Consider the following 26,415-nt stretch of genomic DNA (forward strand, 5'->3'; position numbering starts at 1 on the left):
CACCAGAATAGGCTTCTCAGGTATGACCGCCCCAAATCCATAAAACCTATCATGAACACGCGACACGCCTCCTCAGCAGCATTTGAATGCTGTTCTATAGGTATCCCCAATTATATCTGTCCATACCCCTGTATCCCCCACAGCGCGCGAGGGTTCCCCCGCCACGCCCGCACGCTAAAGATGCTTGTTTTTGTGCAACATACAACCCCCTCTCAGGCCGCTCCAGTACTGATACAGACTCGCAATAAGGTAGACCTAAAATTTGTGCAAAATCGTGCATTTTTATGCAACATTTGTTGCCTATCACATAGCTGTGCTTCGTGACATAAAAAAACGCTCCAGTTACAGGAGAAGAAAAAAATTCGTGCTATAAGGATCGTATGGATTTAAAGTCTACGGCTTCAAAAAATTGTTGCCGTAAAGGATGAAAAACGATCAATAACCATGAGAGATATCGACGTTAGACGAGCTGTCCACAAAAAAATCCTTAAGGAGCACCACAAGGATCCTGACACTCTTATAATTGATGAGTTCGTAATGAACTTGGGAGCTAGCCGTGCAGACATTACCGTAATCAATGGCCTAATGCATGGATATGAGTTAAAAAGCAAAAGTGACAATCTTCTACGCTTGCCTGCCCAGGTTGAGTTTTACTCTTCGGTTATGGATAAGGTCACTCTAGTTGTTTCTGAGTGTCATGCACAAGAAGCTGTAAAAATTGTTCCTGAGTGGTGGGGAATAAAAATTGCAACTGAAGGTGTTCGGAATGCTGTTCATTTGCATACAGAACGAATGAATAGAATGAATCCATCAATTGATAAAGTTTCTCTTTCGATGTTGCTTTGGAAAGACGAAATGCTTTCAATTTTGGCTTCGTATGGCCTAGAACGTGGCTTGAAAAGCAAGCCACGTAGATTTTTATGGTTGAAATTATCAGAATGTTTAGAGACCAATCAGCTACGTGATGAAGTTCGAACGAAACTTAAATCCCGTATAAATTGGCGAGCTGATCAACAACCTTAGTTATATGGTGATTTTGCCCGATTTTTCTCCAAACCTCTGGACTGCCAAATTTGTGATTAGGAGTTGGGTTTTTTAAATATTGGGCATAGACTTGGGCGTATTCGTAAATTTCCTTATCTCCTGCGGAGAATGCTGGCCCCGAGTATTCTTTATGTGAAACAATTGCTTGGCTATGCGCACCATATTGATCATAGCCATACGTGTTGGCTTTTTTCCCTCTAAATACCCAAAAGTCGTCATCACCAGTGTAACGCACACTTGCTGACACACTAGGAAATCTGGTCGCTAACCTCGTATAGTCGGGATGTTGTACACCATAATCACTATAAATAACTGATCTTGAGAGTTCACCACTTTGATGTAGCTGTTGCCATAGTACCCACTCTGAACGTAGCTGTGAATAAATACCAATAGATATTTGACTTAGATCTACAGGGAATGAGCCTCCCGCTAAAATTATGCTGCGGTAACTATTTAAATTATGGAGATTATTAACCAGCCCTATTGCTAGTGTTTTACTTTGTCCAGTTTCTAATAACTCCTCTGAAATTGAATCACGTAGATCGATTACGATATCAATATTTTTATATGGAATATTAAGATGGGAAATATAAGCTGAAATTAATTGTGGGTTCGCAAGATCTGTTACAGTCAGACGCAGGCATACTTCACCTTGGACAAGTCTATCTATTTCGCGTAAATAATTTGCATTACGAGTGGGAGAGCTTACAGGAACTACATGTAAACCAGCAGCCCTGGCTTGATTGACAGCGTTCGCTATGGGGTAAGTATCTCCTGAGCTAATGAATTGTTCTTCGACAAGGAGGCCATCGATATAAATCATTGATATATCAGAACATGGGGTCGCTAGTTTCTTCCCGAAATCATATAAATGATCATTATATGTTTTGTTTTGTATATCTGTATCTGGGTCTAACGGGACTGGTTCTATTTCAAATAACGGGATGATTTTTGATTTAACTGATTGAACCAATAAATTTATTGCTGAAAATTCTGCGCGCTTAGTCTTTAAAATAGGCACGTAAGATATTACGGTCATTTAATCATTCCTATAAATAATATGCATCCTAATTAATTGTGTGTGGTTATTTACGTAACCAATTAATTTATCTTATTTTCAATTTTCTTTGTCAACACCAAATCGTATGTAACGTGACTTGAAAGGTTTGACGAAGAGATTAAATATTTTTTCTGGCTTGTTTAAAGATTAGCGGTGCTACAATATGGTCGATTATGTTGATACAACTTCATACTAAACACTGCAATCCGTTTCAGCAGCTCCGCCGCTTTATCCTAATATTCCTAATCTTTTTTACTTCTTCGGCGGCGCCGCGATACAGACAACCATCAGCGCTGGCAGCATATGAGTAATCCACGAGCGTGATCCGTTGCCTGTTTCCCACCGCCGCTGATATTCCAGCCCATCGAGCGAGCGAAATCTTCAACGCTTGCGTGCCAGCCTTCCGGCCGAGAAGCATTTTCCAGTTGCCCATCGGAAAACTGTTACAACCGTTACACCCTATAAAAACACCACCCAATATACTGATAAATAACAGAAAATAATGTAACACTTTAGGCGTTACAAACCGTTACGCAAAGTGTTACATCTAATAAAATCAATGAGTTAAAAATCCATTCTGTAACACTTCATAACCGTTACATTGTGACGCTTACGTAACGCTTTTGTAACAGTTTTCAATTTCTTAAATAGTTATATTATTCAATATATTAAATGGTATTTTTGAATCTTGTAACAGTTGTAACGCTTTTCCGGTGTACCCCCTAAAATTTTGAAAATGGCGCGTAAAGGCTACTTTTCAACCAGTTATAAGGGTGTGCATGGGAGAGTTTGAAGGACGGTAAAGCTATCAACGATACCGGCCATCCGTTGACCAGCATCGCCGGAATTAACTGTGCTGAAGCTCGTTACGTTTGAATACCCAGCAGCGAACGATTTCAGGGCGCATCACATCATGCTGACCTTTGCCCTTGTTGTACAACTCATTGGGGAGACTACGCACGGGTTTGTTGCCCGTAAACTGGAAGCTGGTGCCGCCTTTAAGCTGTTTTTTCAGGTCGCTAATCACAAATGACTGGTTAACCCGATATTCAGATGCCATCTGGATAAAGTGCTGGAAATTCACCGCCACCATCCCTTCCCTGTTATCTTTTCCGGCGTGGTTCAGCCCATAGCGATCGAGCGAATCCAGATACTCAAACGTCTCCCAGAACTCCTGTACCTGCGGCGGGTCAGTACGCAACGCCTGGCGACGCTCTGCGGCCAGCGCAACCAAAGCCTGCCGTGTTTGAAGAACAGCATCGGCCTGAACAGGCAAGACCAGCGGTAAGGTTTCCACCATCGCGATCAGCTGTGCATGATTTTTGGCAATACGGTTATGGTTTATCTCTGGATGGTTCTCCAGCTCGGTTTTAGCCTGCTCATAGATGCGATTGAACGTATCGAGTACAGCCGTTTCTGACTGTGTCACCTGGAGGATAAACCCAGATACCTGCTCTGTCGTCGCTCGCTCAAGCCGTTCAGCCGCCTGCCGCGTTTGTGGCGTCTGTGCGCTCTTATCCGTGTGAATATGCACGATACGTTCAAGCAATGCCGGTGAACCGCCCACGTCCGCATTCTGCGCGATCACAATACTTCCCCGGAATGGCGGCTCATAGGTTTCATTATTGTTGGATTTAACCCCCGTCGCCCGCATACCTTTACCGTTATACAGCGGTTTCAGGTCATCAAAATCAAACGCCCGCTGACGTAAGGTGTTCTGCGTTCTGTCGCCCTCAATCAGCACCACGGGCAGATTGCCAACCTGTGCAAAGTTTCGTGCTCTGGCTGCGTCCGAGGCTTTGGTCGGGTCGAACCCTTCGTAATCATCTCGGCCACACAGCTTCCAGAGAAAATCGATCAAGGTACTTTTCCCCGTTCCTGGCTCACCAACAATTTCCAGAAACGGAAAGCTGCGGCACTGTTGCCGGATTTGTTCAGCAAACAACGAACCCAGCCAGAACGCCAGCGCGATGTAACCCTTAGCGCCAAATGCCGTCCAGATATCCTGTACCCAGTCCGTCTTAAATTGGCTGAGGTCAGCGTTAATTTCCAGAACAGGGCTATGGCTGAGACTTTTGGCACTCAGTTTGCCGATCTCGAAATAATCCTCACTATTGAGGTGGTAAACCTTACCGCCAGAAACCGCCAGATCATTAAATATCCAGCCCTGCCAGACCTTGTTGTAGCCGATAAATTTCTGCGTCTGCACCTCTTTAATCACCGGTAAATCCTGACGGATCAATCGGTTGAGCTGGTTCGTATTGCCGGTATAAATGGCACCTTTCCCCACCTGTAACAGACGCTTTTTAAACTCTGGCGCACTGGTGAGATGGCCTGGCATAAACATACCTTTCGCCGGCGGCGTGGAGCCAGGGAAATTGATCTGTAAGTAATACCAGGATTCATCCGTTGGCTCGCTGCGCTGGAAATAGAGAGGAACGGGATAACAGTTGGCAATTTCTACCACGGCACCGGCTTCTTTCAGTGCTTTCACTTTTACTTCCTGCTCACTTAATCGGATATCCCCCTCCTGAATACGTTCAACCGCTTTCATGTGCCTGTCCAGATCGAGCTTGAACCAATACAGACGCGAATCAAATTCAAAATGAAACTCCCGCCGTTCCGTATGCTCAGCAATCCGTAGCGCTTTATCTGCGGCGTTATCAGCCAGCAGCAAATCCCCCTGATAGCGATATTCCTTTAGATCGCGTGGGGTCAACTTTCCCTGAATGTGCAGATCGTTCCAGTCGCGTTTTTGTCTGCCCACAGGCACACAGGCTGCATTGACCGTCCAGCCAGCCTCCTGACTCCGGCGGGCGTGACGGATGGTGTATTTTTTCCCTGCCGGATCGTTGTCCAGCGCCCACACCAGCACCGGCCTGGGGCGTTCTCCCAGACTTTGTGCCAGTTGCGCCAGCGCCTGTTCTGGGTAGTTGTTGCACGACATGATAGACACCGCCGCGATCCCGTTTTGCATCAGGCTTAATGCATCAAAAATCCCCTCAACCAGCCAGATCGCTTTCTGCTTACTCAAGTCCTGAGCCGGATGACTCCACCATTGGCCGGCATAACCGCCATGAAAATTGGCTTTGCGCTCGAATCGTTCCGGCTGATCGATAAGGCGCTCCCAATATCCACCGCTGGGGAGCGAAAAGCGCACCGTGGCTGTCCCCATTCCCTTCTGGTGAAAACTTTCCTGTGTGTAGCATCCTGCAAGACGTGTGATATCCAGATTACGCGATTCACGTAAGTAGGCATCTGCGGCCGCACAGGGCGACGCTTCCGTGCGTGGGTAGCGCTCAGACCAGTGATTAAATAAATCAGCGTAATGGGCATTAACGATAATTTCAGCCCCGCACTTATTTTCCCGTCCGCATTTCAGCACGTAAGGTTTTTCGATACTGGTAAACAGTTCTTTCTTATGGCAGTGGGGGCAAATTCCATAGCGTAAATACCCTTCCTGTTCTTTAAACTGGAATTCAGTTATCAATCGTTTTATAATTTCTTGGTGTAGTTCGTTATTCATGAATAGCTCCAAAAGCGTCGCGCTGAACGGCGCTTTTTTATTGTGGTTAACAGGGCGATAAAGCGTTGTCTGATTGCTATTTCCTTCATCACATTAACCATGCGTTGCACTATGAATGAACTCCTTCTCAGCTATCAGATACAAAGACACCAACGCAAATAGCGCATAAAGAAATGCCTAATACCATCATGACCGAAAAGGAGTAATGAAGATTATCAACCCGCTAAACTCTAATACTCTTTATCCATATTTAGAAAAAATACGCCTTACATCACCTTTAATCACATCAGAGTGATACTCATTCCTTAAATATATATAAAAGTCACCCGATACACCCCATAGCTCACATCTACAGATGACATCGCTAAGTGATGATTTATCATCGACAATAATGATATTAACTCCGTTTGGAACGCATAGTTTCATATACGTCTTTCTTGTAAAAAGTCGAAATAGGAATAACAAAAAGAAAACCATTCTCTTCATCGAATTTTGTTTTCCCTTAGATTTCCAGTTTCGAACAACGGCAAACACCCCCATTTTTATATCCATTACGTTTTTCCTTAATTTATAAATAACGAGAGTAATGATTTTCATCATCAGGATGTTTTGCCTGTGTTAATGCCTTACGCCTGAGTTGGTATTCCGGTAATAACTCATAGGAACGGCGAAACTCACTGAGTGCCATTTCTCCATATTTCTGACTGGACTCATACAGGAAAAACACTTCCGGCTCCTGCATTACCTGGCCTGATTCATAATTGATTGACCTGACGCTAATCACCTCAATCGTCCATCCGGTTTCGCTGACGCTTTGATAGCGCTCACCCCGTAGCGGACGCCCCAGAAACAGATTACGCATGTCCTACCTCCTGACTTCCTGAGATAGCCTCATCGTTAAGTTGTGGGCTTATGGAACGTCCACGACGCTTACCTTTAATCACAATGTTATGAAGGTGATTCAGCATCGTGATCGCATCTGATAGCAGGATACTATTCACTTCAGAAAGAGCCGATTGATCCATGCCTGCGCTAGTGTCAGTATTCAGGCGAGCCAATTCACTATTCAGGTTTAACAGGGCATTTAGGCGGGACGTGGCGCACTCGTACAAGTCATCCTCACCCACTTGTGCATCGAAATACAGCACGTTAACAGACGTCCCCTGTGAGCCTGATAACAGCGGCTTCATATCATGATTCATTGTGCGGCACCTCCATTATCTTGAAGCCGTGATCTGTATCAGGATGATCACGATTCATCACTGCCGAAACCTCATTGGCAATATCTCTTGCACGCTCACTATCTTCATAAACCTGTTCTGAATCCCATGACTCCCAAGTGTGGTCGGGTTTCATACGAACATATCGGATCTTAAACATGGTGCGCCTCCGCTTCCTCTGGTTCTGCCTGTCTGGTGCGGTACAGGTGATCGATGCGTTCTTGCAGAACGAACAGCAGGATTTCACGCACTTCCCAGTCAGTAATGTTTAAAGCGGCATAGGCCAGTGCGCGGCACTGATCGATAATTTCATCCAGTTCCAGCGGTGTGTTATCAAACATGGCGTACCGCCTCAACTGGCAAGCGGCCAGCAAAAGAGAGGATGAAGTGAGGGACAAGGATCTGACGGGCTTCCTGCTCGGTATAGGCTTCAACAGACAGGCGGCAAGGCTTGGCAGCGCTATCCGCACGATAAAGTGCCAGAAAACGATACTGATATTTGGGGCGAGTTTGGGTAGACTGTGAATCAGCCATCGTGTTACCTCCGATAACATTGTGGTTAGAAGCTCGGTTGGTGCTGGTAACACCGCCGAGCTTCGCGCTTTTTGCACCTTGACATAACCAAGGTGTGCTCCACTATATTTTAATGGTGTGCTCCACGTCAACGATTGATTGTGCTTTTTTATTCCGTATACTGTCATCCACCTAATCAAATGAGGTTCAGTAATGGCAACGGCTAACGTCAATGCGAAATCAAAAAAGATGCAAGCTCGCGTACCACATGAAGTAGTTAAAGGTATTGAAGAAACAATACTTGATGGAGAGACCGCAGGGCAGTTTATCGTCACAGCATTGCAAGGTGAGATCAAACGCCGCCAGCGTAAACAAGCCCGTGATACGGAACCTAAAGACTGATCCTTTCCCAAAAAAGCCAGTGTATGGACCTTGCTAACACCAATGGATGAAAAGGCGGTATCACTGTAGGTGATGCTTTTCATGATTTCCATTCCCCACGTTCAGCGATCCGCTGGCTGATCCATTCGTCGATCTCACTTTCAACAAAGGAAATTGCACGCTCTCCGATCTTAATCGGTTGGGGAAATGCCTTTTGTGCCAACTGTTTATAGAGCCATGATTTACTACGCTGGACGCGACGCAACACCTCTTTTGAAGAGATCAAGGATGCTTGGTTGTCCTGAATATTTCTGCCTGCCATATCGTTACCTCATCGTGCTTGCTGGTATATGGCGGAGTTTAGAAGTGTACAAATCGGGGTTCTAGTAAGAATAAAATCCATTAAAATAAAATGAATTCCATTGAAACATTCTTTTTTCCGTTAAGTTAACAAAGGAAATAAAAAAACAAACCACTAATAAATCAAACAGTTAAAAACAATTTAAATGAACGGGCTGAGGAATAGTGCGGAATGTTGCGCAATACGGAGCTACATAAAATAAGCCGCTACAAGCGACTACAAGCACATGGCTATTGGCTAGTATTTATGATTCATATCTGGCCTAAGCATAAGGCCAGATCAGGGTTATTCAGAGAAGAGGGAATTAAACGATTTTTTAACTTTATTATAAAAAGATGATTCTTTTATTCCCTTTAAGGAAACGCCCTCTTTCTCAGCAAGACTAACCAAATCCCTATAAATTTCACGCTTTGATGGTTCTTTCGCTGTTCCATATTTATTTCCTAGCTTATCAGCCAATAACATAATCAACAAAGCTAATAACTTATCTGTATTTTCTTTTTCATGTTCTTTCCGATAAATTCCACGGCCACTTTTTCTAATAGAGCGACCATATTCAATGAGTTCATCATCACCATATTTTAATAAATTTTCTTTCCAGCCAACCTCTCGCGCTATGCTATTGATTACTTCATGACATTTATCAAAAATAGGTTTTGGCATATCATCAGTGTTAATGAATTTATAAGACTCGGCAAAGTATATTTTTGCGTCTATCCTTTCATTATGTTGTAAGTTTCTATTTATATTACTCCCTGCATTTTGTCTCAATATCGTTCGCAGTTGAGAAACATCTTTTTCTATATCTTTAGGTATATCTTTTGGATCAGCAAATGGATTGATACCTAAAATCGCCAAAGCCATTTCTTGAGCGGTAACATCCTTAAGTTTAGTGAACCGCTCAAAAACGTCCATTTCCTTAAAATTAGACATTTAAATATCCTTCCACGCTATGCTGGTTTACGGAATCCGCCAATCACAACATTTTTGCTATATTCTAAATTTTCCATGTAATCCGAATACCACTGCAACATATCCCGGCGACCATCCAGATACTGCGCATGGTTATACGTACCACGAACGCTATTTTTATCAACATGGGCAAGTTGAATCTCAATCCAAGCGGTATTAAAACCCTGCTCATGAAGAATTGTGCTCATTGTGTGCCGGAAGCCGTGGCCTGTAGCCCTCCCCCCATAGCCAATACGCCGGATCAACACATTAAGCGTCATCTCACTGATCGGTTTTGTAGACTGGATACGCCCAGGGAAAACATACTGGTAACGACCACTAATTGGTTGCATCTGCTTTAAAATATCTACGGCCTGAGAAGATAGAGGAACCATGTGAGAACGCCGCATCTTCATTTTTGAAGCCGGTATTTCCCATAGTGCCTTATCTAAATCAATTTCTGCCCATTCAGCCTGACGTAATTCACCTGGCCGCGTTCCTGTGAGAATTAACAGCTTCATAGCCAATTTCACTTGCATACTGCCGCTGTAACTGGTCAGAGTCTGCAAAAACTCAGGCAACTCAATAACGTTAAGATGTGGATAATGCTCTCGTTTATGTGGCGTCATCGCGCTGGCGAGATCTGGTGCAGGGTTATACTCAGCCCTACCCGTTACAATTGCATATTTCCACACTTCACCACAGCGCTGGCGCACCTTGCGCATTTTCTCGGTGGCACCGCGCTGTTCCAGCTTAGATAACACAGCCATTAATTCCAGCGGCTTAATTTCCGCAATTGGCCGGTGTCCAATGAAGGGAAAAACATCAACCTCAAAGGTTGCCATCATCTCCTTGCGATAAGATTCTGACCATCGGTCATAACGTCGTTGATACCACTCACGCGCAATCTTCTCGAATGTCCCTTCGCTTTCACCTTGTCGGGCTAACTTTTCTTGCTGTTTGTTCTGGCTAGGATCGCCACCCTCGATAACGACCTGCCGTGCAGCATTTCGTTTTTCTCTGGCTTTTGCTAACGAGACATCAGGATATACACCGATAGCCAGTAATTTTTCTTTGCCGGCAACACGGTATTTGAGGCGCCAATACTTCGAGCCGTTCGGATTGATCAACAAGTACAATCCGCCGCCATCAGCTAACTTATACGCTTTTTCCTTTGGCTTGCAGGCCTCTACCTGCTTGGCATTCAGCTTCATTGGGGGTATTTCTCCATCCTGTATTGATGCACTTGGGGGTATTTTTCAGGGGTGCAAGTATCAATACCCCCAGATATACCCCCAAAGATAGATGGATTTCAGGGTACTTGAGTAGACCATAAAACACCATAAAAATGGCTTAATACGGCGTATTTACTGGGTTTGGTGGACTTTAGGGAACTTCAGAGGAGGTATTTTTGGAGCGAGTGAAGGGAATCGAACCCTCGTATGCAGCTTGGGAAGCTGCCGTTCTACCATTGAACTACACTCGCACGGAGAGGCGAGTGGCATTATAGCGCTATGCCGTTGCCGAGCAAGTAAAAAACCCGGCAAAGTGCTGTTGTTTTGACCGGTCATGCAGCCATGGATAGCGGTAGGAACAACGTCTCATAACCATTTGAAATGACGTGCCAGGCAAAGTAGGCAAAAAGCAGCGCAGAGATCAGGCTACAATAGAATGAGATGCGTTCTTTCAGCAGACGCTGGCCATATTTCACCAACGCGGCGAGGAAGAACGTCCACAGCACACCTCCAACGAAAAAGCCCAACAGAAACAGACCGATCATGAAAGCAGTGCCATCGGTAGACTGCGCGATAATGGTGCCGCCAATCGCGGCAAACCACAGTAGCGCCGTTGGTGACGCCAATGCCATGCCGACGCCGCTGAAAAATTCAGTGTACCGGGCAGGTGGTCTGGCGGAATCCATAGCATTCGCTGTCGTAGAGAGATCGGCAAAGCGTTTAACCTGATAGTCACGCCATGCCGCACGCGCCATGCTGATCGTCATCCAAATCAGAATTAGCCCGCCGCCAATCCATAGCACCCAGCGTACTGGCGTCAGATTAAATACCACCGCCAGCCCCAGTACCGACAGCGTGGCATAAAACAGATCGCCGAAACAGGAACCCAGCCCGATATAAAACGCAGAACGCGCCCCGTGCCGCAACCCACGGTTAATAATCGCGGTATTGACCATTCCCAGATCGAGACACAATGACAGGGAAAGCAGCATCCCCGTGAAGACAACTAACAGCATGATATTCCCTTAGCGCGTTAAGCAATAAGGCGAGTGTAGAACTCAAAGGAAACGCTGTATTGTCAAAAATTGATACGCCGAAACTGTCCTGGCGTCATGGCGTTATAACGATTGAAAGCTTTAGTGAAATGCGCCTGATCGGCAAACCCGACATCGCCTGCGACCTGACTGATCGCTGTGCCCTGCCGCAGTAGTTCTCGTGCTTTGCACATACGCCGTTGCATTAGCCACGCCAGTGGTGGCAGCCCGACCGCCTGATTAAACGAACGTACCAAATGCGCGACCGACAGATTTTCCTGCTGCGCGAGCTGATCGAGCGTGGGGACATCACAGAGGTCGTTCAGTAGTCCATCTTTGATCCGCGTGATCCGCTCAGCCTCTTTGACCTGACTTTGAGGCGACATTCGATGCTGCCCCTCCATCAATCCTGCCAGCAGCAGAATAATGCGCTCCTGACGGGTGCTGTCATCCAAATCAGAGGTGACGAGCTGTTTTAGCTCGGACGCCAATTGCGCCGATGGATTCCAACCCTGTGAGAATAGAAACGTTTGATGGAAGTAATGTTCGAATGCCTGCGGGTGAACGTACAGCGATGCGCACTGCCAGCGGTCAAACGCATTGTCACTGCCCTGTAGCTGATTGGGATTGTAGGTCGTCACCATATCGTTGGTGGCAACAAAAGTCTCACCATCCAGCCAGACCGTTTCCACTCCGCTGAGATTGGCGCTGATGACGAACTCGTCGTGCGTGTGTCGTGGAAAACTGCGGCCGTTGGTTAACAGCGCCAGTTCAAACCAGGCATCGCGGTAAGTCATCATGGTCGTGTTCCAGTTGTGAATAGATACCTGAAAATAGCATCTTCCCGCATTGGGCAACAATCACAGAATGGCGACAAAAGTGTGGGGATAAAACGAGATCAGTGAGGAGGACTATCGAGGTGAGATCGAGATACACGGGGCTACCACGGCGCGAGATGTCCCTACGGGAATCTCATCCCCGTGCTTCCCCTAATATTTTGCATTGTCGATAAATTTAACCCGGTGCAACTGCACCGGGTTAATGAAGTTTGACGACAACGTCAGGCCAGCTTTTTATACCTTACTTCTGCGGACGCATCGCCGGGAACAGAATGACGTCGCGAATGGTGTGGCTGTTAGTGAACAACATCACCATACGGTCGATACCAATACCCAGACCCGCAGTCGGCGGCAGACCGTGCTCCAGCGCTGTCACGTAGTCTTCATCGTAGAACATCGCTTCGTCATCGCCTGCATCTTTCGCATTGACCTGCTGGGCAAAACGCTCAGCCTGATCTTCGGCGTCATTCAGTTCGGAGAAGCCGTTACCAATTTCACGGCCGCCGATGAAGAACTCAAAGCGATCGGTAATTTCCGGGTTCTGATCGTTACGACGCGCCAGCGGCGACACTTCCGCCGGATATTCGGTGATGAAGGTCGGTTGGATCAGGCTGCTTTCTGCCGTTTCTTCGAAGATCTCGGTAACGATGCGACCCAATCCCCAGCTTTTCTCGATCTTGATGCCCAGAGACTGAGCGATCGCGGTCGCTTTCTCCAGGCAGTCCAGATCGGCAACGTTGGTTTCAGGACGGTATTTGCAGATCGCTTCGCGCATCGTCAGTTTTTCAAACGGCTTACCGAAGTCGAATGTCTGATCGCCGTACACCACTGTTGTCGAGCCCAGCACGTCCTGCGTCAGCGTGCGGAACAGGTTTTCCGTCAACACAATCAGGTCTTTATAATCGGCATACGCCATATAAAGTTCCATCATGGTGAACTCAGGGTTGTGACGTGGGGAAATGCCTTCGTTACGGAAGTTACGGTTGATCTCAAACACGCGCTCAAAACCACCGACAACCAGACGCTTCAGGTACAGTTCCGGTGCGATACGCAGGTACATATCGATGTCCAGCGCGTTATGGTGCGTGATGAACGGACGAGCAGACGCACCGCCGGGGATCGCCTGCATCATCGGCGTTTCCACTTCCATAAAGCCGTGATCTACCATGAAGCGGCGGATAGCAGCCATCACGTTAGAACGGATACGGAAGGTATTGCGGGATTCGTCGTTAGCGATCAGATCCAAATAGCGCTGACGATAGCGGGTTTCCTGATCGGCCAGACCGTGGAATTTATCCGGCAGCGGACGCAGCGCTTTGGTCAGCAGGCGCAGTTCGGTGCAGTGAATCGACAGCTCGCCCGTTTTGGTTTTGAACAGCTTGCCACGTGCACCCAGAATATCGCCCAGATCCCACTTCTTGAACTGCTCGTTATAGATGCCTTCCGCCAGATCGTCGCGGGAAACATACAGTTGGATACGGCCACCGACGTCCTGCAAGGTTACGAAAGAGGCTTTACCCATAATGCGACGCGTCATCATACGGCCTGCAACGGTCACTTCGATGCCCAGTTCTTCCAGTTCTTCGTTCTCTTTGGCATCGAACTCAGCGTGCAGACGATCGGAGGTGCTGTCACGGCGGAAATCATTCGGGAATGCGATCCCGTTTTCACGCAGCGTCACCAGCTTTTCACGACGCGTTTTTAATTCATTATTCAGATCTTGCGCCTGATCGGCACCCTGTAATTGTGATTCAGCCATGTGAATTCTTATAACCCCGCTTTTAAACTTGCTTCAATAAATTTGTCTAGATCGCCATCCAGTACGGCCTGAGTGTTACGTGTTTCCACTCCGGTTCGTAAATCTTTGATGCGCGAATCATCCAGAACATAGGAACGAATCTGACTGCCCCAGCCGATGTCTGATTTGTTGTCTTCCATCGCCTGTTTCTCAGCATTTTTCTTTTGCATCTCAAACTCGTACAGTTTGGCTTTCAACTGTTTCATCGCCTGATCTTTATTTTTATGCTGGGAACGATCATTCTGACACTGCGTAACAATGTTGGTCGGAATGTGGGTAATACGTACCGCGGACTCCGTCCGGTTAACGTGCTGACCACCTGCACCGGATGCGCGGTAAACGTCAATACGCAGGTCGGCCGGATTGATTTCGATATCGATATCATCATCCACTTCCGGGTAAATAAACGCGGAACTGAATGAGGTGTGGCGGCGGCCGCCGGAATCGAACGGACTCTTACGCACCAGGCGGTGTACACCGGTTTCAGTGCGCAGCCAGCCAAACGCGTAGTCACCGATGATTTTGATGGTGGCAGATTTTGTACCGGCCACGTCACCGTCTGACTCTTCAATAATTTCGGTTTTAAACCCTTTGGCTTCCGCCCAACGCAGGTACATACGCACCAGCATGCTGGCCCAGTCCTGTGCTTCCGTACCGCCAGAACCCGCCTGAATATCCAGATAGCAGTCTGCGCTGTCGTACTGGCCAGAGAACATGCGGCGGAATTCAAGCTGGCCTAATTTATTTTCCAGCGCGTCCAGTTCTAGCGAGGTTTCATTAAAAGTGTCTTCGTCGTCTTCTTCCACCGCGAGCTCAAGCAGACCTGCCACATCTTCCAGCCCTTGGGCCAGTTGATCGATGGTGTCTACGATAGCTTCCAGCGAGGAACGTTCTTTTCCCAATGCCTGAGCGCGTTCAGGCTCATTCCAGACATCAGGCTGTTCCAGTTCGGCGTTTACTTCTTCAAGGCGTTCTTTCTTGGCATCATAGTCAAAGATACCCCCGAAGAACGGCGCTACGTTCAGACAGATCCTGAATGCGGTTTTTTACCGGATTAATTTCAAACATGATTTTTTATATTCTTACGTTAAGTCGTTGACAACGGAATGATGTAACCCGCCATTCTAGCGGATAAAAGAAGCATTTTATAGACTTTCCGCCCGCCCTATTCGGTTCACGCTATACCCTAGATAATTCGAGCTGCGTGACAAAACGTTGGCATTTTGAACAACGCTCTGCGTTGACCCTTTAGGGCAAGGCCTATTTATGGCCTTGTAACGCGGCAACCGCACGAGTCCCCAGGAGCTTACTCAGGTAAGTGACTGGGGGTGACAAATCTGCCGGGAGCAGATTTGAACGCTGCTTGCAGCGGCCCTTTAGGGTGAGGCCCACGATGGGCTGAGAGTATAAGGGCAGTCAACGCACAAGCAGCGTGAAGTATGACGGGTATCAGCGCGGCCACAGATGCTGAATCAACAATTGCACCGAGCGTTTACCGCGAAACTCGTTAATATCCAGCCGGTACACCATTTCCACTTCTTTAATGCTCGGATCGGGCCAGATGGTGGTATCAATATTAAACGCGATGCCATCTAACAGCGGCACAGTGCCTGTTGCACCGATCGGTTCAAACATCGCTTTCAAATGGCGTTCTTTGAGCAAACGGGGTTGCAGAATGCGGAAACGGCCATCGAACGTCGGTTCAGGGAACGCTTGTCCCCACGGCCCCGCATAACGCAGCATTTCTGCCGTTGAGAGCAAATTCAGCTCCGGCAATGCCAGTTCGCCATCAGACCAGACGACGCCTTCAAGCTGAGACGGATCGAGCCACTCCCCCACTAATTCGCCGAAGCGCTGACGGAAATCCTCGAACTGCGTCTCATGCAGCGATAGCCCTGCTGCCATCGCGTGTCCGCCGAACTTATCCATCATGCCGGGGTATAGCGTATCTAATCTTTCCAACGCATCACGCAGATGCAGACCGGCAATAGAACGTCCCGACCCTTTCAGCATACCATCGCCCGCAGGCGCAAAAGCAATCACCGGACGATGAAAACGCTCTTTAATGCGTGAAGCCAGAATACCCACAACGCCCTGATGCCACTCTGGATGATACATCGCCAGACCGTAAGGCAATTCGGTGCGGGTACGCTCCAGTGATTCGCACAGGCGCAAGGCTTCGACTTGCATCCCCTGTTCGATTTCGCGCCGATCCTGATTCAAACCATCTAAATCGTTAGCCAACATGCGCGCCTGAGTAATGTCGTTACTCAATAGCAGCTCGACCCCGACCGTCATATCGTCCAACCGTCCAGCGGCATTGAGGCGCGGCCCGATGGCAAAACCTAAATCACTGGCGACCAATTGGCTGGCATCACGATTAGCCACTTCCAGCAGCGCTCGAATGCCCGGACGACACTCTCCGGCGCGAATGCGATTCAACCCCTGAGCCACTAGAATCCGGTTGTTGGCATCCAGCGGCACCACGTCAGCCACCGTGCCCAGCGCCACCAGATCCAATAATTCGGTAAGATTCGGCTTCGCCAGCCCCTGTTTCGTAAATAAGGGTTGCGTAAACCAGTCGCTGTCGCGCAGGCGTACAAACAGCGCCATCATCAAATAGAACGCCACCCCCACGCCAGCCAGCGCTTTAGAAGGGAATGCACAATCTGGCAGATTGGGGTTAATCATCGCATCGGCGTCAGGCAGGGTTTCGCCCGGTAGATGGTGATCGGTCACCAGCACAGAAATACCGCGCCGATGTGCATCCTCGACACCCGCATGGGAGGATATCCCGTTATCAACAGTAACGATAAGTTCCGCGCCCAAGGCGGCAGCCTGCGCCACCACGGCCGGGCTTAGCCCGTAGCCATCTTCAAAACGGTTCGGCACCAGATATTTCACGTTCGCGCCGCCCATGCTACGCAACGCCAAGACGGCAAGCGTGGTGCTGGTGGCGCCATCGGCATCAAAGTCGCCGACAATCACGATGCAGCGCTTCTCTGCCAACGCAAGTTGCAGCAGGTCGATCGCTTTATCAATGCCGCTGAGTAAACGGTAATTGAGTAAACCACTCAGGCTACGTTCCAGCTCCTGAGCACCTTTAACGCCGCGCTGCGCATAAAGACGACGCAATAAAGGCGGAACGGTGTCAGGTAAATCAATATCCTCCACCAGCGGACGCCGGCGGAGTTGGGTAATCATATTCACGTAGCATCAACCGCCGGTTTTTTTCGAGGCTTTGTGTGCTTCCAACATTGCCAACATCTCTTTCGGCCCTTGATATCCCGGTACAACCATGCCGTCTTGCAGCACGATGGCTGGGGTGCCCTGCACGCCAAACTGGATACCCAGTTGGTAATGCGCGGCGATATCAGTTTTGCACGTTGCTGGCGAGATCGCTTCGCTCTTCATCGCGTTATCAAACGCTTTATTGCGATCGGCCACGCACCAGATGGACTGCATATCTTTCGCTGCCTGAGATTTCATGCCCTGACGCGGGAAGGCCAGATAGCGCACGGTGATACCCAACGCATTGTAATCTTTCATCTGCTCATGCAGTTTGTGGCAGTAACCGCAGGTGATATCGGTGAAAACGGTAATCACATGTTTTTCCTGCGCGGCTTTATAAACAATCATCTGCTCCTGTAACGCATCCATCTTGCCGATCAGGATTTTATTGGTGGTGTTGACCGGCATGGTGCCGCTCACATCATAAAGCGGGCCTTGTAGCAAATGTTTGCCGTCTTCGCTGATGTACAGCACGCCGCTCTCAGTAATAACGGTTTTCATACCCGCCATCGGCGAAGGCAGAATTTCTGCCCCCTGCATATCCAGACGCGTCAGCGTCTGCTGGATTGCGGTATCGTCAGCGTGAGCAAAGTTGGTCGCCGTCGCCACCAGTAAAGACAGTAGTAATAACCCTTTTTTCATTTCATCAATCCTGTTTTCGCAACATTGCCTAGCGATATAGCTTGTAGCAATACGCCGTGATAGTAGACGGGGTGGCCCGCCAGCCAGATAACATCCTGTTACTCTGTGTACTTCTACTCTGTGTTGTTTCGCTAACCTAGGCGCGCGGATGGTGCTGCTGGTGAAGCTGCTTCAGCCGCTCCGTCGCCACATGCGTGTATATCTGCGTCGTGGAAAGATCGCTGTGCCCCAAGAGCATCTGTACGACCCGTAAATCCGCGCCGTGGTTCAATAAATGGGTCGCAAACGCATGGCGTAAAACGTGCGGCGAGAGCTTTTCGCTGTCGATCGACGCCTGCACCGCATAATGTTTGATGCGATGCCAGAACGTCTGGCGCGTCATTTGTCGAGCGCGATTGCTGGGAAATAGCACATCCAGCGTCTGCCCATTCAGCAACCACGGACGACCATGTTCCAGATAATACTCGATCCAATACACCGCTTCTTCACCCAGCGGCACCAGCCGTTCTTTATTGCCTTTACCCAGCACGCGCACCACACCTTGCCGCAGACTGACATCGCTCATCGTCAAGCCAACCAGTTCGGAAACACGTAGCCCCGTCGCATACAATACCTCAAGCATGGCTTTATCGCGTAATTCCAGCGGTTGTTCAATGCTCGGGGCATCGAGTAACGCCCCCACCTGCGCTTCGCTCAAATCTTTAGGTAGACGCTGCGGCAGTTTCGGAGACGACAGCACCGCACTCGGATCGTCGCTACGTAGCTTTTCGCGATAAAGGTACTGAAAGAAGCGACGCATCGCACTCAGCAAACGCGCAGAACTGGTCGCCTTGTAGCCGCCGTCGACCCTATCAGCAAGAAACGCCTGAAGATCGAGCGACTGTGCCTGCAATAAATCGTTGTCATGATGTGCAAGCCACTCCGCGAGCGTTCGCAGATCCAAGCGATAAGACGCCAATGTATTCTCAGCCAGATTTCGTTCCAGCCACAGCGCGTCGAGAAACTGTTCGATAAGTGCCTGATCGTGTTCTTGCATCGCCGTGTCCTTCTTTACTAATTGGCAATATTATGCCGATGAAGCGACGACTTTACACCTTCATCAAGGCTGTATTCTCTCGCAAATAGAATTGTGTGCGATCTCACATATTCCGTGAACATCAACATCACCATAACATTCTCCGGCAAAAACAAGGCCACGGCACATTATATTTTATGTATCGTCAATATATCGGAACAGGCTCCTTGAAGCCGCATGTCTACTGGTATTGACCTTACTTAATCAACGTTGAAAAGCCGATTTTTCTATGCGTAGAATGGCTGTTCGTGTTGTTAAAATAAAGAAACATTATGCAAGCCACCATCACCCCCACTCTTGATGCCGAAGCGGAAGCGCCGCCCGTAAACTCACGCAATAAGGTCATTGTTGCGTCACTGATTGGCACCGCGATCGAATTTTTCGATTTTTATATCTATGCTACTGCCGCGGTGCTGATTTTCCCGCACATTTTCTTCCCGCAGGGCGATCCGACTGCTGCTACGCTACAGTCCCTGGCAACTTTTGCCATTGCCTTTATCGCCCGCCCTATTGGCTCAGCGCTATTTGGTCATTTTGGCGATCGCGTCGGGCGTAAAGTCACGCTAGTCGCTTCTCTGCTGACTATGGGGGTTTCAACCGTTCTCATCGGGCTGCTACCGACCTACGAAACCATCGGTATTCTTGCACCGATCCTGCTGGCTCTGGCTCGCTTCGGTCAGGGCTTGGGTCTGGGCGGAGAATGGGGTGGTGCGGCGCTGCTGGCGACTGAAAATGCCCCATCCAATAAACGTGCGCTGTATGGGTCGTTCCCCCAGCTTGGCGCACCGATTGGCTTCTTCTTCGCTAACGGCACTTTCCTGTTGTTATCTTGGCTGCTGACGGAAGAACAATTCATGAACTGGGGCTGGCGCGTGCCGTTCGTGGCGTCTGCTGTGCTGGTGCTGGTCGGACTGTATGTCCGCATATCGCTGCATGAAGCGCCGGTCTTTACCAAAGCGGTCAAAGCCGGTAAGCAGGTGCGTATGCCGCTGGGAACGCTGCTCAGTAAGCATATGAAAGTCACGATCCTCGGCACGTTCATCATGCTGGCAACTTACACACTGTTCTACATCATGACCGTGTATTCCATGACCTACGGCACGACGCCGGCACCTAAGGGTCTGGGTTTCTCGCGCAACAGTTTCCTACTGATGCTGATGGTCGCGGTGATCGGCTTTGGTCTGATGGTGCCAGTCGCGGGCTATCTGGCAGATGCCTTTGGCCGCCGCAAGACCATGATTACCGTCACCTGCATCATGCTGGTCTTCGCCATGCTGTTTCCTTATTTGCTTGGTTCTGGTAATCAAGCGCTGGTGATGGGCTTTTTGGTGCTGGGTCTGAGCCTGATGGGATTAACATTCGGTCCGATGGGTGCCCTTTTGCCGGAGCTGTTCCCGACGGAAGTGCGCTATACCGGCGCGTCATTCTCTTATAACGTTTCGTCGATTTTGGGCGCATCAGTTGCACCGTATATCGCGGCGTGGCTGACGGCTAACTACGGTCTGTTCTATGTTGGCGTTTACCTGGCAGCCATGGCGTCACTGACGCTGATTGCACTGCTACTAACCAAAGAAACGCGTCACCAGTCACTGGGATAAATAATTACGGAACAAAGACGGTGAGAGTGAGGTAGAAGAGTAAAGCATCTGCATCAGGAACACCGTTGAACACCGCTTACCATGCGTTGTCAGCAAGCTAAGAACCGCCATTTCGGCGGTTCTTTTTTATGCACGATACCAGCATATTTTTATTTATCGACTGGGATAACCGCGCCCTTATACTTCTCGCGGATGAAATCCTGAATCTGTTTGGAATGCAGCACTTTCACTAGCGCCACAATTTCTTTTTTGTTTTCATCACCTTTATGTACAGTGATGATATTGGCATACGGGTTATTTTCACCGCTCTCCACCGCGATCGGGTCTTTGGTCGGGTTCAGGCCAGCATCAATAGCATAGTTAGCGTTGATCACCACCGCATCGCCTTCGTCGTTATTGTACATCTGCGGCAACAGCGCACCTTCGACATTCGGCAGGAACTTCAGTTTTTTCGGGTTTTCCACGATATCCGAGATACGAGCATTAACCTTGTTGACGCTGGATTTTAGCTTAATCACCCCTTCACGTTCAAAAATGGCAAGAATTCGGCCTTCTTCCGCCACAGCATCACGCATGATAATACGGCCACCTTCTGGCAGATCTTTCAGGCTTTTGTACTTTTTGGAGTAGATACCAATTGGCTCGATATGAATCCCTCCCGCGCTGACAAAATCGTAAGTTTTATCGCCCGCATGATCTTTCAATACCGATTCCAGGTACGGAATATGCTGGAAGTAGTTGGCATCGATATCTTTACTGGCAAGCGCAGTATTCGGCAGAATGTAATCCTGAAACCGTTTGATTTCCAAATCGATCCCTTCTGTTTTCAGAATGGGCTTAGCCACTTCCAAAATCTCGGCATGGGGCACATTGGACGCCCCCACCACGAGTTTGGTATCCGCAACTGCACCGACCGACATCAGCGCAGTGAGCGAGGCGAAGGCCATCATCATAAGTTGTTTTTTCATCATCGTTCTTCCTGCCCTTAACGTTTATCGAATGTGGTAGTAATCAGGTCGCCTATAAACTGGATGACAAACACAATCACAAGGATCATCAGTGTCGCAACCAGCGTTACGTCGCCGTGGTTTCGTTGAAAGCCTTCCAGATAAGCCAGATTCCCTAATCCGCCAGCACCAATCACACCGGCCATCGCGGTATAGCTGACCAAGGCGATCAGCGTGACGGTAATCCCAGAGGCGAGTGCGGGGGATGATTCTGGTAATAAAACACGAAAGATTAGCGTGTGGGTTTTCGCGCCCATAGAACGCGCCGCTTCGATCACGCCTTTATCAACCTCGCGCAGGCCAATTTCGACCAGACGCGCATAGAACGGTGCAGCACCGACAATTAGCGCAGGCAGCGCAGCATTTGCGCCCAAAATGGTGCCAACCAGCGTTTTGGTAAATGGGATCAGTAAAACAATCAAGATAATGAAGGGGATAGAACGGAAGATATTCACCAAGGCTGAAATCAACAGATAAACTGGACGATTCTGGAGCAACTGTCCTTTGGACGTCAGGAAGAGCGTCACGCCCAAAATAATCCCCGCAATCAGCGTCGCCACGCCAGCGACGCTAGTCATATACAGCGTTTCCCACGTTGCATCTAGCAATTGTTCAACGTTCAGGTGAGGGAATAAAGACTCAAGCATGTTTAATCACCTCAACAGCAATCGCACGTTCTTGCAGGAAAGTTAATACGCGGTCCGTTTCCTGTTCGCAGCCTTCAACATGTATATATAATTCACCAAACGATCCGTTCAGCGTATGGCTGATTTGGCCGTGCAGAATATTTATCGTCAGGTGATAGGTCTGAATCACTTCTGAAATAATGGCCTGATGCGTTTGCTGACCGACGAATGTCAATTTAAGCACAGCGCCCGCCAGGTGCTCTGTCAGGAGTGGGTTGAAACTTTCTTCCATTTTCTGATACTGCTTCACAAACTGGCGAGTAATCGCCTGCTGCGGGCGAACAAATACATCCAGTACCGAGCCTTCTTCCACAATCCGACCATTTTCCATCACCGCGACGCGATGGCAGATTTTGCGTACCACATGCATTTCGTGAGTAATGAGAACAAGGGTGAGATTCAGTTTACGGTTGATATCCAACAGCAGTTCGAGGATTGCATCAGTGGTCTGCGGATCCAACGCCGAGGTCGCTTCATCACACAGCAAGATACTGGGATTGTTTGCCAGCGCACGGGCAATGCCGACCCGCTGCTTCTGACCTCCGCTCAGTTGGGAAGGATAGGCGTGATCTCGCCCTTCCAACCCCACTAGCGTAATCAAGTCAGCAACGCGTCGTTTAATTTCGGCTTTTGGCGCACCCGCAATTTGCAAGGCAAAAGCGATATTCTGACTGACGGTACGCGACCACAGTAGATTAAAGTGCTGGAACACCATGCTGATTTTCAGGCGTGCACGACGCAACTCTTCCGCACTGGCGCGAGCAATATCAGACCCGTTGATGACGATGCTACCGCTGGTCGGCGTTTCCAATCCATTCAGCAAACGGATCAGCGTGCTTTTTCCCGCGCCGCTGTAACCAATAATGCCGTAAATTTGCCCCAACTCGACCGTAAGATTCACGTCATCTACTGCGACAATGCGGCCATGTGCGCTGTCAAAAGTCTTGCCTACGTTCGAAAGAACGATCATAACGAAACAGGTCCTTATACCCCTTGCCGCTTTCTCTTGATGACCTCACTTCGGCTCAGAAAGAGACCAGAGGTCATCAGAGCAACAATTTATAGCCAGATGATCGTATCGTAACGGGAGTTAATATAGGCATAAAGAATAAATAAATCTTTGATTATTCCATTTTGATATATTTAAATCCTACATTCTCTTATAAACAGGCGCACCATTCTGAGCGAGGTGCCATGCTGGCATGCATCGTTCACGCATCAGCCCGCGCCACCCTCTGCACGGCACATGACTTGTGGTATCCTCGCTAGCATTAGCCACAAAATTCTCTTATGACATATGAAAATCGGTCTGTTTTACGGCTCAAGCACCTGCTACACCGAAATGGCGGCGGAAAAAATTCGCGATATTCTGGGCGAAGAACTGGTAGATCTGCACAACGTTAAGGACATCGAACCTCAACGAATGGAAGACTACAGTACGCTGATTCTCGGCATCCCTACCTGGGATTTCGGTGAGATTCAGGAAGACTGGGAGAACATTTGGGGTCAATTAGCAACGCTAAACCTCAAAGGAAAAGTGGTGGCGCTTTACGGTATGGGCGACCAACTGGGCTATAGCGAATGGTTCCTTGATGCGCTGGGCATGCTGCATGAACAACTGCTGCCGCTGGGTGTCACCTTCATTGGCTACTGGCCAACAGACGGCTACGACTTCACCAGCCCGAAACCACTGACCACTGACGGCAAACATTTTGTCGGGTTAGCACTGGACGAAGTGAATCAATACGATCTCAGCGATGAACGGCTGGAACAGTGGTGCGAACAGATTCTGCAAGAGATGGCGTCACTGCTGTAAACGGTACGCATCAACAGGAGTAAACACGATGAAAATGTTACTCATAGCGGTCACGGGTGTGTTACTTGCCGGTTGTGCGCAAACAGGCACAAAGGAATACGCCAAAAATCTGGGCGGAAAATGCGATGTGCCACAATATTACGATATTGATTTCTCAAGGTTTGATGAAACGGCACAACAAATCGCGCACGCGACAGGCTGTGGCATCATCACCGACACTACGCTGACTGGCGCAATTAAGCCACATTCAGTCAAGGGCTATCTGACCAGGCGGGAAGCGGTGTTTATGGCGATTCAGGGTACATCGTTGAAAGTGACCAAACAGGAACCGGATACGGTTAGCGTTGAGTAAAGAATCACCTCCAGAGAGATGGGCACTGACAGCAGCACGTTCACGGATACCTTCGCGACAGGCATCCGTGAGTACGTTAAATCAGCTTAGCGCTTTTGCAACCAGCGGGCTCGCGCGGCAGTATCCATAAAGCTCCACGCGACAAAGCGGCTTTGCTTCTGGCCTTGCGCCATGTCTATCGTTCTGACCTTTTCTGCGTCAACCGCTTCCAACGCACGATAAATCTCCGGCAGGTTCTCTTTGCGCGACACCAGCGACGTAAACCACAGGCACTGACGGGCAAAACTGACGCTCTCTTTGATCATCTGACCAATGAAAGCAGACTCGCCGCCTTCGCACCACAGCTCATCCTGCTGGCCGCCAAAATTCAGCGGTGAACGTTTATCCAGCCCTAAGTTATGCAGCTTGCGCTGCGATCCCTCGCGGGCATCTTCAGCGGAAGCATGGAACGGAGGATTACACATGACGGCATCAAATGTATCGTTCTTGTGAATAATGCCTGCCAGTATCGCTTTGCTGTTTTTCTGACGACGTAGGCGAATCGACCGATTCAAACCTGGGTTTGCTTCAATCGTTTCATTGGCTGCTTTCATCGCCAGCGGATTAATCTCGCTGCCGGTAAAACGCCAGCCATACTCACGATGGCCAATCAGCGGGTAGACACAGTTGGCACCGCAGCCGACATCCAGCACGGAAGCATCGCGCGGCACTACCGAGCGGTTATCTTCCGCCAACAAATCGGCCAGATGGTGGATGTAGTCGGCACGACCGGGGATCGGTGGGCACAGAAAGCCGTCTGGGATCGTCCAGTGCGCAATCTGATAAAAGTGCTGCAACAACGCCTGATTTAGCGTTTTCACCGCCTCGGGATTGGCAAAGTCCACTGACTCATCACCGTAGGCATTCACCTTCACGAACGGGATCAGCGCAGGATAGCTCTGTTTGAGCGCGGGAAAATCATAACGGTCGCGATGGCGATTGCGAGGATGCAGACCACTTTTTTGCACTGCGGGCTTAGTCATCAGTTATACCCAATAAATTTCAAGGCACGGCCAGACAGTGGCCGAATAAGAACATTTCCCCGAATAGCACGGGGAAAAAGAAAGGAAAGCCGACATTCCCATGACGGGAGCAGCCGATATCCTATACTCACGATAGCGGCGTAAGATACCTGCTGCGATTATTTCCGTAAATCACCGCGGTGATGTTTCTACACACTGGGCGCGATACCTACGCAAAATACGTCCTCATCTCGCCCAGTGTTTTTGCTGCAAAAGAAGCTGGCGCAGATGACGCCATTCGTCATCGCCCATGCTGTCCGATGCCAGCCACAGTTGTTGCTTGTCTTTCCCATTAGCCGATTGCAATGCCAATAACACACCATTTTTCAGCAACCACGGTCGTTTGACAATCCGCCACTCCTGCTGCCGCCAGTTCAAGGTCGTTTCGCTAAGCAGCGTGATGCACCCTTGCCGCGATTTGATATTCCTTTGGCTACGGATGAAACCAAACATCACCATTGTGACCAAACACAGCCACAGCCACGCATAGCCGTCCGGCCACGGTGCCAGCAGAATGAGCAACACTAATAGACCATGCACAACCAATGACAGCAGTTGCATGCGCCAGGAAACGCGAAGGTCACATTGCCACTGGGCCACGATCTTTATTTCGCGTCTGGATAAGGGAAATCATGCGTTTTAGCTCTCCGTCTTCTGGCTCACCGTGGTTCATTAGCCAGTTGAATAAATCGGGATCGTCGCTTTGTAGCAGGCGTACAAACGTGCGCTTATCTATATCGTTTAATGTGTCATAGTCATGCTCAAAAAACGGCATGATGGCGATATCCAGTTCGCGCATACCACGGCGGCATGCCCAATGAATACGTGATTTGTTATCGATTTCCATGTTTCATGTCCACCTTGTTATCGCTGCTTGCCGCTAGTGTACTCTGATTCAGGTAGCGGACATCAACTAATAGTAACA

General features: G+C 48.9%; 29 protein-coding genes and 1 tRNA gene. 5 read left to right on the top strand and 25 right to left on the bottom strand.

Translation table 11 applies throughout. The features are described from left to right. Positions 1-444 precede the first annotated feature (444 nt). Positions 445-1,023 carry a sce7726 family protein gene (locus A8F97_RS14540; protein ID WP_033070919.1) on the top strand — a complete coding sequence of 193 codons (579 nt, stop codon included), beginning with the start codon at positions 445-447 and terminating at the stop codon, positions 1,021-1,023. Here A8F97_RS14540 and A8F97_RS14545 read toward each other — a convergent pair. The 8 genes from A8F97_RS14545 to A8F97_RS23345 form a co-directional block, all read right to left on the bottom strand. Beyond that, the gene (locus A8F97_RS14545) at positions 983-2,083 is read right to left on the bottom strand and encodes a beta family protein (protein WP_033070918.1); all 1,101 of its coding nucleotides are present in this window, start codon (positions 2,081-2,083) and stop codon (positions 983-985) included. The two genes, A8F97_RS14540 and A8F97_RS14545, sit on opposite strands and share 41 nt — an antisense overlap. A gap of 868 nt (positions 2,084-2,951) precedes the next feature. Then, positions 2,952-5,630, bottom strand: coding sequence for a toprim domain-containing protein (locus tag A8F97_RS14555; protein WP_033070916.1), 2,679 nt, complete (start codon positions 5,628-5,630; stop codon positions 2,952-2,954). A 240-nt stretch (positions 5,631-5,870) separates the two neighbouring features. After that, complete coding sequence (locus A8F97_RS14560) at positions 5,871-6,182, bottom strand: hypothetical protein (protein WP_033070915.1); 312 nt, start codon at positions 6,180-6,182, stop codon at positions 5,871-5,873. Positions 6,183-6,198: 16 nt separating this feature from the next. Then, positions 6,199-6,492: a hypothetical protein gene (locus A8F97_RS14565; protein WP_033070914.1), complete on the bottom strand. Its 294-nt coding sequence runs from the start codon at positions 6,490-6,492 to the stop codon at positions 6,199-6,201. Then, positions 6,485-6,832 (bottom strand): hypothetical protein, encoded by a 348-nt coding sequence (locus A8F97_RS14570; RefSeq protein ID WP_050512609.1) that lies wholly within the window; start codon positions 6,830-6,832, stop codon positions 6,485-6,487. The genes A8F97_RS14565 and A8F97_RS14570 overlap by 8 nt, the downstream gene beginning before the upstream one ends. Continuing rightward, positions 6,822-7,010, bottom strand: a complete 189-nt coding sequence (locus A8F97_RS14575; protein WP_033070913.1) for a hypothetical protein — start codon at positions 7,008-7,010, stop codon at positions 6,822-6,824. Before A8F97_RS14575 ends, A8F97_RS14570 begins: the two co-directional genes overlap by 11 nt. Next, the gene (locus A8F97_RS14580) at positions 7,003-7,191 is read right to left on the bottom strand and encodes a hypothetical protein (RefSeq protein WP_033070912.1); all 189 of its coding nucleotides are present in this window, start codon (positions 7,189-7,191) and stop codon (positions 7,003-7,005) included. The genes A8F97_RS14575 and A8F97_RS14580 overlap by 8 nt, the downstream gene beginning before the upstream one ends. After that, positions 7,184-7,384, bottom strand: a complete 201-nt coding sequence (locus A8F97_RS23345) for a host cell division inhibitor Icd-like protein (RefSeq protein WP_072012445.1) — start codon at positions 7,382-7,384, stop codon at positions 7,184-7,186. The genes A8F97_RS14580 and A8F97_RS23345 overlap by 8 nt, the downstream gene beginning before the upstream one ends. 192 nt (positions 7,385-7,576) lie before the next feature. Between A8F97_RS23345 and A8F97_RS24370 the strand changes: the two genes are divergently transcribed. After that, positions 7,577-7,765 (top strand): YlcI/YnfO family protein, encoded by a 189-nt coding sequence (locus A8F97_RS24370; RefSeq protein ID WP_033070910.1) that lies wholly within the window; start codon positions 7,577-7,579, stop codon positions 7,763-7,765. Positions 7,766-7,844: 79 nt separating this feature from the next. Here the strand turns inward: A8F97_RS24370 and A8F97_RS14595 are convergent, their stop codons facing one another. The 11 genes from A8F97_RS14595 to xerD all read right to left on the bottom strand — a co-directional run bounded on the left by A8F97_RS14595 (position 7,845) and on the right by xerD (position 18,931). After that, on the bottom strand, positions 7,845-8,066 hold the full coding sequence (locus A8F97_RS14595; protein WP_033070909.1) for a helix-turn-helix transcriptional regulator: 222 nt from the start codon (positions 8,064-8,066) through the stop codon (positions 7,845-7,847). A gap of 324 nt (positions 8,067-8,390) precedes the next feature. Then, positions 8,391-9,038, bottom strand: a complete 648-nt coding sequence (locus tag A8F97_RS14600; protein ID WP_033070908.1) for a hypothetical protein — start codon at positions 9,036-9,038, stop codon at positions 8,391-8,393. A 17-nt stretch (positions 9,039-9,055) separates the two neighbouring features. Then, complete coding sequence (locus A8F97_RS14605) at positions 9,056-10,270, bottom strand: tyrosine-type recombinase/integrase (protein WP_033070907.1); 1,215 nt, start codon at positions 10,268-10,270, stop codon at positions 9,056-9,058. Positions 10,271-10,468: 198 nt separating this feature from the next. Next, positions 10,469-10,542 (bottom strand) — tRNA-Gly (locus tag A8F97_RS14610). 81 nt (positions 10,543-10,623) lie between these two features. After that, complete coding sequence (locus tag A8F97_RS14615) at positions 10,624-11,307, bottom strand: LysE family translocator (RefSeq protein WP_012822595.1); 684 nt, start codon at positions 11,305-11,307, stop codon at positions 10,624-10,626. A gap of 62 nt (positions 11,308-11,369) precedes the next feature. After that, on the bottom strand, positions 11,370-12,125 hold the full coding sequence (locus tag A8F97_RS14620) for an AraC family transcriptional regulator (RefSeq protein ID WP_033070906.1): 756 nt from the start codon (positions 12,123-12,125) through the stop codon (positions 11,370-11,372). A 280-nt stretch (positions 12,126-12,405) separates the two neighbouring features. Beyond that, positions 12,406-13,923 (bottom strand): lysine--tRNA ligase, encoded by a 1,518-nt coding sequence (gene lysS / locus A8F97_RS14625; RefSeq protein WP_012822593.1) that lies wholly within the window; start codon positions 13,921-13,923, stop codon positions 12,406-12,408. A gap of 8 nt (positions 13,924-13,931) precedes the next feature. Continuing rightward, positions 13,932-15,030 (bottom strand): peptide chain release factor 2 gene (gene prfB / locus A8F97_RS14630; protein ID WP_099092841.1). Its coding sequence is split into 2 segments (ribosomal slippage): positions 13,932-14,954 and positions 14,956-15,030, totalling 1,098 coding nucleotides; the frame shifts between segments, so codons are not numbered across the junction. A gap of 381 nt (positions 15,031-15,411) precedes the next feature. After that, positions 15,412-17,172, bottom strand: a complete 1,761-nt coding sequence (recJ, locus tag A8F97_RS14635; RefSeq protein WP_193412820.1) for a single-stranded-DNA-specific exonuclease RecJ — start codon at positions 17,170-17,172, stop codon at positions 15,412-15,414. Between the two features lie 6 nt (positions 17,173-17,178). Next, a complete protein-coding gene (dsbC, locus tag A8F97_RS14640; protein ID WP_012822590.1) occupies positions 17,179-17,895 on the bottom strand; it encodes a bifunctional protein-disulfide isomerase/oxidoreductase DsbC in 717 nt (238 codons plus the stop codon). A 136-nt stretch (positions 17,896-18,031) separates the two neighbouring features. After that, entirely contained in the window at positions 18,032-18,931 is a 900-nt protein-coding gene (gene xerD / locus A8F97_RS14645; RefSeq protein WP_014698760.1) for a site-specific tyrosine recombinase XerD, read from the bottom strand. 311 nt (positions 18,932-19,242) lie between these two features. Between xerD and A8F97_RS14650 the strand changes: the two genes are divergently transcribed. Beyond that, the gene (locus A8F97_RS14650) at positions 19,243-20,568 is read left to right on the top strand and encodes an MFS transporter (RefSeq protein ID WP_012822588.1); all 1,326 of its coding nucleotides are present in this window, start codon (positions 19,243-19,245) and stop codon (positions 20,566-20,568) included. Positions 20,569-20,717: 149 nt separating this feature from the next. Here the strand turns inward: A8F97_RS14650 and A8F97_RS14655 are convergent, their stop codons facing one another. Genes A8F97_RS14655 through A8F97_RS14665 form a run of 3 tightly spaced genes read right to left on the bottom strand, consistent with a single transcriptional unit; the run spans position 20,718 to position 23,231 of the window. Beyond that, positions 20,718-21,536, bottom strand: a complete 819-nt coding sequence (locus tag A8F97_RS14655) for a MetQ/NlpA family ABC transporter substrate-binding protein (protein WP_033071942.1) — start codon at positions 21,534-21,536, stop codon at positions 20,718-20,720. 17 nt (positions 21,537-21,553) lie between these two features. Beyond that, on the bottom strand, positions 21,554-22,222 hold the full coding sequence (locus A8F97_RS14660; RefSeq protein ID WP_012822586.1) for a methionine ABC transporter permease: 669 nt from the start codon (positions 22,220-22,222) through the stop codon (positions 21,554-21,556). Beyond that, positions 22,215-23,231, bottom strand: coding sequence for a methionine ABC transporter ATP-binding protein (locus tag A8F97_RS14665; RefSeq protein ID WP_012822585.1), 1,017 nt, complete (start codon positions 23,229-23,231; stop codon positions 22,215-22,217). Before A8F97_RS14665 ends, A8F97_RS14660 begins: the two co-directional genes overlap by 8 nt. Before the next feature lie 327 nt (positions 23,232-23,558). Between A8F97_RS14665 and fldB the strand changes: the two genes are divergently transcribed. After that, positions 23,559-24,077, top strand: a complete 519-nt coding sequence (gene fldB / locus A8F97_RS14670) for a flavodoxin FldB (protein ID WP_033070904.1) — start codon at positions 23,559-23,561, stop codon at positions 24,075-24,077. 28 nt (positions 24,078-24,105) lie between these two features. Beyond that, positions 24,106-24,429 carry a hypothetical protein gene (locus A8F97_RS14675; RefSeq protein WP_012822583.1) on the top strand — a complete coding sequence of 108 codons (324 nt, stop codon included), beginning with the start codon at positions 24,106-24,108 and terminating at the stop codon, positions 24,427-24,429. A gap of 86 nt (positions 24,430-24,515) precedes the next feature. Here A8F97_RS14675 and rlmF read toward each other — a convergent pair whose 3' ends face one another. The 3 genes from rlmF to sdhE form a co-directional block, all read right to left on the bottom strand. Continuing rightward, the gene (gene rlmF / locus A8F97_RS14680) at positions 24,516-25,451 is read right to left on the bottom strand and encodes a 23S rRNA (adenine(1618)-N(6))-methyltransferase RlmF (RefSeq protein WP_012822582.1); all 936 of its coding nucleotides are present in this window, start codon (positions 25,449-25,451) and stop codon (positions 24,516-24,518) included. 225 nt (positions 25,452-25,676) lie between these two features. Continuing rightward, positions 25,677-26,090 carry a protein YgfX gene (locus A8F97_RS14685; RefSeq protein WP_012822581.1) on the bottom strand — a complete coding sequence of 138 codons (414 nt, stop codon included), beginning with the start codon at positions 26,088-26,090 and terminating at the stop codon, positions 25,677-25,679. Continuing rightward, on the bottom strand, positions 26,071-26,337 hold the full coding sequence (sdhE, locus tag A8F97_RS14690; protein WP_012822580.1) for an FAD assembly factor SdhE: 267 nt from the start codon (positions 26,335-26,337) through the stop codon (positions 26,071-26,073). Before sdhE ends, A8F97_RS14685 begins: the two co-directional genes overlap by 20 nt. Positions 26,338-26,415: the final 78 nt, after the last annotated feature.

This window comes from Pectobacterium parmentieri (genome assembly GCF_001742145.1).
In the GTDB taxonomy this organism is placed as follows: Bacteria; Pseudomonadota; Gammaproteobacteria; order Enterobacterales; family Enterobacteriaceae; genus Pectobacterium; species Pectobacterium parmentieri.